Annotated in this window: 8 protein-coding genes; 3 read left to right on the top strand and 5 right to left on the bottom strand. The window is 69.2% G+C overall.

What is annotated here, in order from left to right:
* Window positions 1-155 precede the first annotated feature (155 nt).
* The 3 genes from ATSB10_RS15075 to mnmG all read right to left on the bottom strand — a co-directional run bounded on the left by ATSB10_RS15075 (window position 156) and on the right by mnmG (window position 5342).
* Window positions 156-2486 (bottom strand): Tex family protein, encoded by a 2331-nt coding sequence (locus ATSB10_RS15075; protein ID WP_063673564.1) that lies wholly within the window; start codon window positions 2484-2486, stop codon window positions 156-158.
* A 141-nt stretch (window positions 2487-2627) separates the two neighbouring features.
* Window positions 2628-3401 (bottom strand): RDD family protein, encoded by a 774-nt coding sequence (locus ATSB10_RS15080; protein ID WP_063673565.1) that lies wholly within the window; start codon window positions 3399-3401, stop codon window positions 2628-2630.
* A gap of 66 nt (window positions 3402-3467) precedes the next feature.
* Window positions 3468-5342, bottom strand: coding sequence for a tRNA uridine-5-carboxymethylaminomethyl(34) synthesis enzyme MnmG (gene mnmG, locus ATSB10_RS15085; RefSeq protein ID WP_063673566.1), 1875 nt, complete (start codon window positions 5340-5342; stop codon window positions 3468-3470).
* Between the two features lie 587 nt (window positions 5343-5929).
* Here mnmG and ATSB10_RS15090 point away from each other — a divergent pair.
* Complete coding sequence (locus tag ATSB10_RS15090; protein ID WP_017460697.1) at window positions 5930-6115, top strand: hypothetical protein; 186 nt, start codon at window positions 5930-5932, stop codon at window positions 6113-6115.
* A 90-nt stretch (window positions 6116-6205) separates the two neighbouring features.
* On the opposite strand, the gene pepN is transcribed toward ATSB10_RS15090, so the two are convergent.
* Complete coding sequence (gene pepN / locus ATSB10_RS15095) at window positions 6206-8842, bottom strand: aminopeptidase N (RefSeq protein ID WP_063673567.1); 2637 nt, start codon at window positions 8840-8842, stop codon at window positions 6206-6208.
* Window positions 8843-8877: 35 nt separating this feature from the next.
* Here pepN and ATSB10_RS15100 point away from each other — a divergent pair, with 35 nt between their 5' ends.
* Together ATSB10_RS15100 and ATSB10_RS15105 are read left to right on the top strand one after the other, a co-directional pair.
* Window positions 8878-9906 (top strand): aldose 1-epimerase, encoded by a 1029-nt coding sequence (locus ATSB10_RS15100; protein WP_063673568.1) that lies wholly within the window; start codon window positions 8878-8880, stop codon window positions 9904-9906.
* Window positions 9903-10856, top strand: coding sequence for a pyridoxal-phosphate dependent enzyme (locus ATSB10_RS15105; RefSeq protein WP_063673569.1), 954 nt, complete (start codon window positions 9903-9905; stop codon window positions 10854-10856). The genes ATSB10_RS15100 and ATSB10_RS15105 overlap by 4 nt, the downstream gene beginning before the upstream one ends.
* Before the next feature lie 6 nt (window positions 10857-10862).
* Here ATSB10_RS15105 and ATSB10_RS15110 read toward each other — a convergent pair whose 3' ends face one another.
* Entirely contained in the window at window positions 10863-11957 is a 1095-nt protein-coding gene (locus ATSB10_RS15110; RefSeq protein WP_063673570.1) for a sterol desaturase family protein, read from the bottom strand.
* Window positions 11958-12028 lie beyond the last annotated feature (71 nt).

Below are 12028 nucleotides of genomic sequence, written 5' to 3' on the forward strand. Positions count from 1 at the left end.
GTCGCCTTGCCGATCGGCCCGCCGCAGAAGGCCCTGGCACTCCACCCAGAGCTTCGCAGGCAACCGCACGCCCACTTGCGCAGCGGGTGCAGCGGTCAGCCGATCCGGCTCCCGATGGATGCGGCCCGCACATCCGGCGCGGGCCGTCCTTTCTGTCAGCGCTGCTTGGCGCGCAGCAGCGCGTCGGCGAACGCGCTGTTGATCGGCGGTGCGGCTGGTTTCGGCTGGCCGCCACCGGGGCGGGGGCCGCGGTTGTCGCGGCGGCCATCGCCACCCTGACTGCCCGGCTTGCCGCGGCTCTGGCCCGGCTCGTCGTCCAGCCGCATAGAGAGCCCGATGCGCTGGCGCGGCAGGTCGACCTCCATCACCTTGACCTTGACGATGTCGCCGGCCTTCACCGCATCGCGCGGGTCCTTGACGAAGGTGTGCGACAGCGCGGAGACGTGGACCAGGCCGTCCTGGTGCACGCCGATGTCGACGAAGGCACCGAACGCGGCGACGTTGGTGACGCGGCCTTCCAGGATCATCCCGGGCCTGAGGTCCTTCACGTCCTCCACGCCCTCGGCGAAGCTGGGCGCGACGAACTCGGGGCGCGGATCGCGACCGGGCTTTTCCAGCTCCTTGAGGATGTCGCGCACGGTCGGCACGCCGAACTGCTCGTCGGTGAACTGCTCCGCCTTGAGGCCGCGCAGGAAGCCGGTGTCGCCGATGATGTTGCGTACTTCCCGACCACACTGGGCGATGATCCGCTCGACCACCGGATAGGCTTCCGGGTGCACCGCGCTGGCGTCCAGCGGGTTGTCGCCGCTGGGCACGCGCAGGAAGCCGGCGCACTGCTCGAACGCCTTGTCGCCCAGTCGCGGCACCTTCAGGAGGGCCTTGCGGTTGGGGAACGGGCCGTTGGCGTCGCGGTGTTTGACCACGTTTTCGGCGACCGACGGACTCAGGCCGGCGACGCGAGAGAGCAGGGCGGCCGAGGCGGTGTTCACGTCCACCCCGACCGCGTTCACACAGTCCTCGACGCGGGCGTCCAGCGCGCGCGCCAGCTTCACCTGGTTGACGTCGTGCTGGTACTGGCCGACGCCGATCGCCTTGGGCTCGATCTTCACCAGCTCGGCCAGCGGATCCTGCAGGCGGCGCGCGATGGAGACGGCGCCGCGCAGACTCACATCGAGATCGGGGAATTCCTTGGCGGCGGTCTCGGAGGCCGAGTACACCGAGGCGCCGGCCTCGCTCACCACCACCTTGGAAAGCTTGTGCTCCGGATGGCTCTTGGCCAGCCCCTTGATCAGCTCGCCGGCCAGCTTGTCGGTCTCGCGCGAGGCGGTGCCGTTGCCGATCGCGATCAGGTCCACGCCGTGCTTCTGGCACAGGCGGGCCAGCGCGGCCAGCGACTCGTTCCACTGCCGCCGCGGCTCGTGCGGGTAGATGGTGTCGGTGGCCAGCAGCTTGCCGGTCGGGTCGACCACCGCCACCTTCACGCCGGTGCGGATGCCCGGGTCCAGGCCCATCACGGTCTTGGCGCCGGCCGGTGCGGCCAGCATCAGGTCCTTGAGGTTGTCGCCGAACACGCGGATCGCCTCGTCCTCGGCGCCCTCGCGCACGCGGCCGAAAAGATCGAGGGTGAGATGCAGGTGCAGCTTCACCCGCCAGGTCAGGCGCACCGTCTCGCGCAGCCAGGCGTCGGCGGCGCGGCCGCGATCGAGAATGCCGGCGTGCGCGGCCACGCGGCCCTCGCCCTCGGCGTGACCCTGGTCGGCGTCCAGCGCGGGGGAGAGTTCCAGTTCGATCACGCCCTCGTTGCGCGCGCGCATCAGTGCCAGCAGGCGGTGCGATGGGATCTTGCCGATCGGTTCGACGTGGTCGAAGTAGTCGCGGAACTTGGCGCCCTCGTTCTCCTTGCCTTCGACCACCTTGGCGCGGATCTGGCCCTTGTCCCACAGCCAGTCGCGCAGCTCGCCGACCAGGTGTGCGTCTTCGGCGATCGACTCCATCAGGATGGCGCGTGCGCCGTCGAGTGCGGCACGCACGTCGGCAACGCCTTTCTCCGCATCGACGAAGTCGGCGGCGAAGCTCTCCGGATCACGCGACGGATCCTCGCGAAGGCCGAGCGCCAGCGGCTCCAGGCCGGCCTCGCGGGCGATCTGTGCCTTGGTGCGGCGCTTGGGCTTGTACGGCAGGTAGAGGTCTTCCAGGCGCGCCTTGGTATCGGCCGTCAGCAGTTCGCTCTTCAATGCATCGGTGAGCTTGCCCTGCTCCTCGACGCTGGCGAGGATCGCGGCGCGGCGGTCTTCGAGTTCGCGCAGGTAGCGCAGGCGCTCCTCCAGCAGGCGCAGCTGGGTGTCGTCGAGGCCGCCGGTGGCTTCCTTGCGGTAGCGCGCGATGAACGGCACGGTGGCGCCGCCGTCGAGCAGATCCACGGCCGCGCGGACCTGGTCGGGTTTGGCGGCGATGTCCTGGGCAATGCGATGTTCGATGCTGAGCATGGTCGAGCGGGGTTTCCTTGCAAACGGTGCACCGCGTGGGCGCGAAGCGGCCGCCGATGATAACAAGCGGGCTCGCGCGGTCGGTGCGAGCAGAAAAACGCCGCGGCAAGGCCGCGGCGTGGCTTGTCGCGGTGCCCGGCGTCAGGCGTCGAAACGGCTGCCGGAGGGGCTCTGGTCCCGATGGCGGTCGCTGCGCTGTGCGGCTGCGCGGCCGTTGAGCACCAGCGTACCGGCGATCATGTCGTGCAGCGCCTGTTTGCGCTGCGTCCAGCCGGCCATCATGAAGCCGAAAAACAGGATGATCGCGCTGAGCATCTTGGCCGGATAACGGCCGAGAGCCCGCGGCAGCGAGATGCGCGCGCCGTGAAGATCGGTGACGCGGATGCTCAGCGCCATCTTGCCCAGCGTCGCCTGCCAGCTCGAGCTTTCGCACAGTGCGAAGTAGAGCCACGCAACGACGAAGGTGACCAGGCTGGCCGGCCCGATCGCCCCGTAGAACTGGCTGTAGGCGTGCAGGATCGCCTCGGCGTTGCCGGTCGCACCCTGGATCGCATTGCTCAACTGCTCCTGCGCGGCCTCCGCCCCCATCGCCGTCATGATCAGCTTGTTGGGGATGTAGAGCACCAGCGAATCGACGATGTAGGCCGCGAAGCGTTTCCAGAACCCCGCGTAGTCTTCCAGCGCCACCGTGGTGGCCTGTTCCGGCAGCGGCGCGGCGGAAAACGGCGGGGGCGTGGCGGACGTTGCCTGGTTCAGCTCGTCGGGGAACAGCGAGGCGAGCGGCTGCCAGTCGGCCAGGCCGTCGTACCAGCCCAGGTCGTCACCGGCCACCTGGCCGCTGCGTAGCCACTGACGGACGTCGGCTTCCTTGTAGGGGCCGTGGCGTTCGCCGTTGCGGCCGATCCAGATTTCCATGTGAGCATGCCTCGCGGTGTTTCGAACCGCGTCATGATGCCATGGAGCCGGGTCATGCAGCGCCGACTAGGCCGCCCGGCGCTTCAGGTGCACCAGCAGCAGCGAGATCGCGGCGGGCGTGACACCGCTGATCCGCGCCGCCTGGCCGATCGTCGCCGGCAGCGCGCGCTTGAGCTTGAGCAGCACCTCGGCGGACAGGCCGCGCACCGTGTCGTAGTCGAACCCGTCCGGGATCGCCGTGTGCTCGTGGCGGCGCTGGCGCTCGATCTCCTCGCGCTGGCGCTCGAGATAGCCGGCGTACTTGGTCTGTACCTCGACCTGGGCGGCCACGTGCTCGTGCTCGACGGCGGGACCCAGTTCGGGCACCGAGGCCAGTTTCGCGTAATCCAGCTCGGGGCGGCGCAGGAGGTCCAGCGCGTTGGTCTCGCGGCTGACCGCGATGCCCAGATGCCGCTCGATCGCGGCGCCCAGCGCGTTGTTCGGCGCGGCCCACAGCGCACCGAGCCGCTGCGTTTCGCGCTCTACCGCCTCGCGCTTGGCGCGCAGCGCGTCGAAGCGCACGGCCGGCACCACGCCCAGTGCATGGCCGGTCTCGGACAGGCGCAGATCCGCGTTGTCCTCGCGCAGATGCAGCCGGTATTCGGCGCGCGAGGTGAACATCCGATACGGCTCGAGGGTGCCGTTGGTGGTGAGGTCGTCGATCAGCACGCCGATGTAGGCCTCGTCGCGGCGCGGATACCACGGCGCCTTGCCCTGCGTGGCGAGCGCGGCGTTCAGGCCGGCGACCACGCCCTGCGCGGCCGCTTCCTCGTAGCCGGTGGTGCCGTTGATCTGGCCGGCGAAGTACAGCCCGCCGATGGCTTTGGTCTCCAGCCACGGCTGCAGGCCGCGCGGATCGAAGTAGTCGTATTCGATGGCGTAGCCGGGGCGGGTGATGTGCGCGTTCTCGAAGCCCTTGATCGAGCGCACCAGTTCCAGCTGCACGTCGAACGGCAGCGAGGTGGAGATGCCGTTGGGATAGATCTCGAAAGTATCGAGCCCTTCCGGCTCGATGAATACCTGATGCGAGCCCTTGTCGGCGAAGCGCACCACCTTGTCCTCGATCGACGGGCAGTAGCGCGGGCCGGTGCCTTCGATCTGGCCGCTGTAGAGCGGCGAGCGGTCCAGCGCGCCGCGGATCAGCTCGTGCGTGCGTCCGGAGGTGTGGGTGATCCAGCAGCTGACCTGGCGCGGGTGCTCCTCGCGCGAGCCCAGATAGGAGAACACCGGCGCCGGATCGTCGCCGGGCTGCTCTTCCAGCTCGCTGAAATCGATGCTGCGCAGGTCAATACGGGGCGGCGTGCCGGTCTTCAGGCGATCGGCGGCCACGGGCAGCTCGCGCAGGCGCTGCGCCAGGGTGGTGGCGGGTGGGTCGCCGGCGCGGCCCCCGGCATATTGGGCCGGGCCGATGTGGATCTTGCCGGCCAGGAACGTGCCGGCGGTGAGCACCACGGCCGGGGCGTGGAAGCTCACGCCCATCTGGGTGACCACGCCGGTGATCCGGCCGCCCTCGATGATCAGGTCGTCGACCGCCTGCTGGAACAAGTCCAGATTCGGCTGGGTCTCGACGATCCGGCGGATCGCCGCTTTATATAGAGCGCGGTCCGCCTGGCACCGGGTGGCGCGTACGGCCGGACCCTTGGAGGCATTGAGCGTGCGCCACTGGATGCCGGCGCGGTCGGCGGCCTGCGCCATCGCGCCACCCAGTGCGTCCACCTCCTTGACCAGATGCCCCTTGCCGATGCCGCCGATGGCCGGGTTGCAGCTCATCTGGCCGATCGTCTCGATGTTGTGGCTGAGCAGCAGCGTGCGTGCGCCGGTGCGGGCCGCGGCCAGGGCGGCCTCGGTGCCGGCGTGGCCGCCGCCGACCACGATGACGTCGTAAGGTGTCGGGTGACGCATGGAACTGACCTGCTGGGTCCAAAAGTGGACGCGATAGGGCGGTATGGTACGGCGACCCCGCATCCGGGGTATCGATCCGAGCGACTGGCATGTTTCATGCAAAACGTGCCCCAGCACTTTTCACGGGCAGACGCGGCGCCGCAAGGCGCGCCGAGATGGAACGACAGGGGTTCCATTGCGTGCCGGGAAAAGGAAGCGACGGCGGCGCCTTCGGGCGCCGTCTTTTTTTGTCCCTCCAAAACGCCAAGCCCCGCGCCGGGCGGCGCGGGGCTTGGGTTTAGAGATCTGGCGTCCGGCGGTCTCAGGAACAGGGGGAATCCAGGATGACCGTGTTGCCGGACGCCAGAAACCGGAAATTCGTGGACCGATCTTCGAGTCCGCACTACCGGAGGCGTGGGCCGATGTTGGCCTCGAACGCGTGAACCCGATGTGACTGGAACGGCTTTTTTGGCCGAGTCACGGCAGCTCGTGACGTAGCGCGTCAGTCACGTGATCGGGTACCAAAAAAAGTGTGATCGACGTCACGTGGTTGGCACGCGCGATGCATTTACCCCGACAAGCCAACCAACACCTCAAGGGGGAGTGTCATGGAACTGAGCCTCAACTTCGAACCCGTCTATCAGCAGCATGATCTGTGGATGGAGATCGGTCGCGTCGAACTGGCGATGGAGCAGCTGGCCCGTCGTACCGAGCAGGAGCGGGTCGTGCTGCGTCCGCGCCTGGAATCGCGTCGCCATCGTCTGCTCGAGCAGCTGCAGCAGCTCAGCGCCTGAGGTACCGCTCCCGGCCATCGGCCCGGCGTCGAGTTGCGACTCCGCTCCGCCGATGGTCCAGGACGGGCCCAAGCGCCACGTCCACTGGTTTCAGCGCGACAGCACGCTGGCCACGATCTCCGAAAGATTGCGCGAGAGCCCCGGCCGGCCGGCCAGGTCGGACAGGGCTTGCCGGGCCATCTCGCGCCGGACCGGTTCGAGTCGTTGCCAGCCGTTGAACGCGGTTGCCAGGCGGGCGGCGATCTGCGGGTTGAGTGAGTCCAGCGTCGCCAGCCGCTCGGCCAGCAGCCGGTAACCGGCGCCATCGGCGCGGTGGAAGCCGCTCGGGTTGCCGCTGGCGAACGTGCCCAGCAGTGCGCGGGCGCGGTTGGGATTCTTCAGTGTGAAGGCCGGATCCTGCTCCAGCGCCTGCACGCGGCCGAGTGCGGGTTCGCCGGGGATCTGCGCCTGTACGGCAAACCACTTGTCCATCGCCAGCGGATTGTCCGCGTGGCGCCGGCGGAAGTCGGCCAGGGCGTCGGTCGCTTCCGCGGCACCGCCACGGACGAGCACTCCCAGCGCGGCCAGCCGATCGGTCATGCCGCTGGCCGAGCGGTACTGCGCGTCGGCCAGGGCGTGGGCGGTGTCGACGGCGACCAGGGCCAGCAGCTCCAGCACCCGTCGCTGGAGCCGGCGGCGAGCCTTGCCCGCGGCATCCAGCGCCGGCGGGCCGGGGGCATACAGTTCGCGATAGCGCCGTTCCAGCGCCTCGGCCCCAATCACCCGGCCGAGCCGGCGTTGCATGACCTGGCGAAGCTCATGGATCTGTGCCGGATCCACCGCCTCCTGCCGTTCGGCCAGCTCGATCTCGCCCGGCGGGGTCAGCAGGTCGGCGAGCAGTGCGGCGTCGAGTCCGGGCTCGACGAACAGCTGCCTCAGGGCGCTGCTCCAGGCGTCCAACGCCTCTGCGCCGCCCGTGCGGCAATCATCGAATGCGCGCGCGGCCAGTTGCTGACCGGCCTCCCAGCGGTTGAACCCGTCCGGATCGTGGGTGAGCAGCAGCGCCAGCTCGGCAGGCGCGTAACCGCATTCCAGCAGCACCGGTGCGGAGAACCCGCGCAGCAGCGACGGCACCGGTGCGTGCGGTATCCGTTCGAAGGTGAAGCTCCGTTCGGACGCGTCGAGCACCACCACGGTCTCGGTGCCGCACGCTTCACCGTCCAGGTGCAGCGGCAGCATGTTGCCGTCGCGATCGAACAGGGCGAGCTTCACCGGGATCGGCACGGCGTGCTTGTCCGGCTGCGATGCGGACGGTGGCGTGTGCTGCGACAGGGTGAGCGTGTAGCGCTGCGCGCCCTCGTCGTAGCGGCCACGCGCGCGCAGCCGCGGCGTACCGGACTGGCCGTACCAGGCGAGGTAGGGCATCAGGTCGATGCCGTTTGCCGCGCCGAGCGCGCCGAGGAAATCCTCCAGTGTCGCCGCGCGGCCATCGTTGTCCGCGAAGTAGCGGTCCATGCCGCGGCGGAAACCCTCCGTACCTAGCCGGCCGGCGAGCATGCGCACCAGCTCGGCGCCCTTCTCGTAGACGGTAGCGGTGTAGAAGTTGTTGATCTCGCGGTATTCGGCCGGGCGCACCGGATGCGCCAGCGGGCCGGCATCCTCGGGGAACTGCGCGCGGCGCAGCAGGGCGACGTCCTCGATGCGCTTGAGCGAGGGCGAGTTCATGTCGGCGGAGAACTGCTGCTCGCGGAACACCGTGAGGCCCTCCTTCAGCGACAGCTGGAACCAGTCGCGGCAGGTGACACGGTTGCCGCTCCAGTTGTGGAAATACTCGTGCGCGACCACGGCTTCCACCCCCTTGTACTCGTCGTCGGTGGTGGTGTCCGGGTCTGCCAGAAGGTACTTCGCGTTGAAGATGTTCAGGCCCTTGTTCTCCATCGCGCCCATGTTGAAGTCATGGGTGGCAACGACGTGGAACACGTCCAGGTCGTAGCTGCGGCCGTAGGCCTGCTCGTCCCAACGCATCGAATGCTCCAGCGCGTCCATCGCGTAGTGGCAGCTGTCGATCGCGTTGGCCTCGGACCAGATCACCAGCTTCACCGCGCGGCCTTCGGCGGTGACGTAGTCGCGCTCGATCTTCTCCAGTCGCCCGGCGACCAGCGCGAACAGGTAGCAGGGCTTCGGGTGCGGATCGACGAAGCGGGCCCAGTGGCGGCCGTCCGGCAGCTCGCCGGCGCCGTCGGGATTGCCGCCGGCCAGCAGCACCGGGAAGCGCGCCTTGTCCGCGCGCAGGGTCACCGTGTAACGAGCCAGCACGTCGGGGCGGTCGGGGAAGAAGGTGATGTGACGGAAACCCTCGGCCTCGCACTGGGTCAGCAGGAAGCCGGCCTCGCGGCTGCCGGACAGGTACAGGCCCTCCAGCGCGGTATTGGCGGCCGGCTGCACGCGCACGCGGGTGGTCAGCACGCTGCCGTCGCGCATGCCGCTCACCTCGAGCACGTGGTCGGTGTGGCGCCACCGGCCCGGGTCCAGCGGCGTGCCGTCCACCGCGATCGACAGCAGCTCCAGTCCCTCGCCATCCAGCCGCAGCGGCGCATCGACCTCGCTGCGCAGGGTGAGGTGGGCGGTGACTTCGCTGCTGTCGATGCCGAGATCGAACTCCAGGACGACGTCGCTCACCCGCCAGGCGGGCGGGGTGTAGTCGGCAAGGCGGATCGCTGCGGCAGAGGTTTCAGGACGTGCGGACATGGCGGTGAGGCTGTCTGGGGACCGGTCAGGCTAACATGGCGGACCACTTCCACCGGTTCAAGGCAATGCGCTTCGAAGCCCGTTCCGACGCCCTCGGGGCACACCCGCTCGCGGTGTTGAGCGACACGTTCCGCGGCCGCACCGTGCGGATCGCCCACCATGGCGCCACCGTGCTGTCGATGCAGGTCACGCATGCCGGCCGTGTCGTCGATGTGGCAGATGGCTACCGCGACGAAGCCGAACTGGCCGCCCGCCCCAGCTCGCGCTTCGCGATCATGGCGCCGTTCGCCAATCGCATCGCCGACGCACGCTACCGTTTCGACGGGGTCGAGCACGACCTGCAGCCGGGGGTGCCCGAGGGCGAGCGCGCCGCCCGCCATGGTTTCGTGCGCGGTACCGACTTCGAGCTGGCGCGGCTGCATGCCGACGAGCACATGGCCGAGGCGCGCTTCACCACGCGGATCGCCGCCGACGCGCATCCGGGTTATCCGTTCGCGATCGGGCTGGCGATCCACTACCGGCTCGACGAACGCGGGCTGACGCTGGAGGCGACGATGCGCAACGAGGGCGAACAGCCGGCCCCCTGCTTCTTTGGCTGGCATCCGTATTTTCGTCTCGGCGACACCCCGCTGGACACCTGGGAACTGCAGATTCCCGCGGCCACCACGGTGCTGACCGACGAGCGCTACATCCCGCTTGCCGGCGCTGCGGCCAGGCAGGCGCTCGACGGCCGGTCGGCACTGGATTTCCGTGCGCTGCGCGCGGTCGGCCCGCTGAAGCTCGACAACGCCTACGTCGACCTGGCCGCCGATGCCGACGGGCGGGTCCGCAGCCACCTGCGTGATCCGGCCAGTGGGCTCGGACTGGCGCTGTGGCAGGAGCGCGGCGTGACGCTGGCCTTCAGTGCCGATACGGTCAGCCGCGACGTGCGCCGCTCGCTGGCAGTGGAGCCGATGGAAAGCTGGGCCGACGCGTTCAACCGCCCCGATTGTGCCGACGCGATCCGCCTCGAGCCTGGTGCGCAGCGCAGTTTCCGCTGTGGCGTGGAGTTCGAGACCGCATGAGCCACGACCATCTGCCGGACTTCGACCAGATCCGCGCCGCTGCCGCACGCATCGCGCCGCACGCGGTGGTGACGCCGGTGCTGCGCAGCGATGCGCTCGATACACAGGCCGGTGCCGCGCTGCATTTCAAATGCGAGAACTTCCAGCGTGGCGGCGCCTTCAAGTTCCGCGGCGCCTGCAATGCGGTGTGGTCGCTCACCGACGAGCAAGCGCGCGGCGGCGTGGTCACCCACTCCTCGGGCAACCACGGCACGGCCCTGGCGCTGGCGGCTGCCACGCGCGGCATCCCGGCGCACGTGGTGGTGCCGGAGGGCGCGGTGCAGGCCAAGCTGGCGCTGATCGAACGTGCGGGCGCGGTGCTGCACCGTTGCGCGCCGAACCAGGCCGCCCGCGAGACCACGGCGGCCGAAGTCCAGCGGCGCACCGGTGCGCAACTGGTGCATCCGTACGCCGACGACCGGGTGATGGCCGGACAGGGCACGATCGCGCTGGAACTGCTGGCGCAGGTGCCGGCGCTGGATGCGCTGATCACGCCGGTCGGCGGCGGTGGGCTCGCTTCCGGCGTGGCGATCGCCGCGCACGCGCTGCGCCCGGGCCTGACCTTGTATGGCGCGGAGCCGGTGGGAGCCGATGACGCGGCGCGCTCGCTGGCCGCCGGCGAGCGGGTCGAGAGCGTGCTCCCCGACACCGTGTGCGACGGCCTGCGTGCCTTGGTCGGCCGGGCGAATCTCGCCGCCCTGCGCGATCACACTGTCGAGGTGGTCACGGTCAGCGACGAGGAGACCATCGCCGCCATGCGGCTGCTGTGGCGCGAGCTGCGCATCGTGGTGGAGGTCTCCAGTGCCACCGTGCTGGCCGCGGTGCTCAAGGCACGCGATCGATTTGCCGGCCGGCAGCTCGGCCTGGTGTTGACCGGCGGCAACGTCGACCTGGACGCGTTGCCCTGGTGAGGCCGCTCAGTCGGCGGTGACCGCCTCCGGGACGACCGGGGCGGGGCCGTCACTGTCAGGTGCGGCGGCGTGGGTGGCGTGGTCCACCCGCACCGGCCGGTAGCCCGGACCGAACGAAACCTCGCCCGGCTTCCAGCCGTCCAACGTGCGCACCGCGCCCCAGAAGCGCTTGAAGGCCGCCCAGTGCAGGCCGACCAGGCCGTGGTCGTTGTCCGCATCCACCACCGGGTCGCCGACGCCGGTGGGACGGATCGGCTCGCCGTAAAGCGCGGTGCCGAACAGCACGTCCCAGATCGAGAACACCTGACCGTAGTTGCAGTTGTGCAGGTTCGGCCGGGTCGGGTCCACCCGCATGTGGTGCAGGCGGTGGAAGGTGGGGTCGACGAAGATACGCCCGAACAGCGGGCCGAAGTTCAGCCGCGTGTTGGTGTGCGAGAAGTTCTGCACCAGTTCGCCCAGCAGCATCAGCCAGGCGAAGTCGGTCGGTGCCACGCCGATCGCCAGGCCGACCACGGCGAGGATCATCGACTGGATGAAGCCATCCACCAGGCTGCCGCGGTCGTTGGTCCAGCAGCTCATCTGCCGCGTGCTGTGGTGCATCGAGTGCAGCGCCCACCACCACGGCAGCGCGTGCTGCACGCGGTGCATGGTGTAGTACACCAGGTCGTAGATCACGTAGTAGACGAGGAACAGCGCCAGCGGGTGGTGGTCCAGTACGGGGAACCAGTGGGTGATGCCGAGGATCGAGTCGCGACTGGAGGTGTCCGGCCCGCTCGATACGCCGCCGAAGTAGTTGGCGATCGGCGTCAGCACCAGGTAGGAGAACAGCGGGAAGATCCCGATCAGCATCCACAGCGTGTACTGGAAGTCGACCTTGGTCAGCTTGCGGTCGCTCCAGCGCTCGGCCGGCCAGAAGGTTTCCAGCGGGCGGAACAGGCAGGCGATGATCGCCACCTGCACCACCGCGATCATCAGCGATTCGGCGATCTCGCGCGGGTCGCCGGCCAGCTTGTCGATGTGCAGCGACTGCAGCAGCGGCAGCACGCCGTGCTGCGAGAAGGCGTCGACCAGGGCGGTCCAGGCGTGGGCGGGAGAAAACATCGAGCGTGGCTCCGGCAGGAGACTACGTAGCCTGCCACGAAAGTCTTTCCCACGGGTTTCGGACGAGGCGC

Source organism: Dyella thiooxydans, assembly GCF_001641285.1.
In the GTDB taxonomy this organism is placed as follows: domain Bacteria; phylum Pseudomonadota; class Gammaproteobacteria; order Xanthomonadales; family Rhodanobacteraceae; genus Dyella_A; species Dyella_A thiooxydans.

Coding starts and splice junctions, on each gene's coding strand:
- ATSB10_RS15075 (WP_063673564.1), bottom strand. CDS start 2,486: ATGCTCAGCATCGAACATCGCATTGCCCAGGACATCGCCGCCAAACCC.
- ATSB10_RS15080 (WP_063673565.1), bottom strand. CDS start 3,401: ATGGAAATCTGGATCGGCCGCAACGGCGAACGCCACGGCCCCTACAAG.
- ATSB10_RS15100 (WP_063673568.1), top strand. CDS start 8,878: ATGGCGGACCACTTCCACCGGTTCAAGGCAATGCGCTTCGAAGCCCGT.
- pepN (WP_063673567.1), bottom strand. CDS start 8,842: ATGTCCGCACGTCCTGAAACCTCTGCCGCAGCGATCCGCCTTGCCGAC.
- mnmG (WP_063673566.1), bottom strand. CDS start 5,342: ATGCGTCACCCGACACCTTACGACGTCATCGTGGTCGGCGGCGGCCAC.
- ATSB10_RS15110 (WP_063673570.1), bottom strand. CDS start 11,957: ATGTTTTCTCCCGCCCACGCCTGGACCGCCCTGGTCGACGCCTTCTCG.
- ATSB10_RS15090 (WP_017460697.1), top strand. CDS start 5,930: ATGGAACTGAGCCTCAACTTCGAACCCGTCTATCAGCAGCATGATCTG.
- ATSB10_RS15105 (WP_063673569.1), top strand. CDS start 9,903: ATGAGCCACGACCATCTGCCGGACTTCGACCAGATCCGCGCCGCTGCC.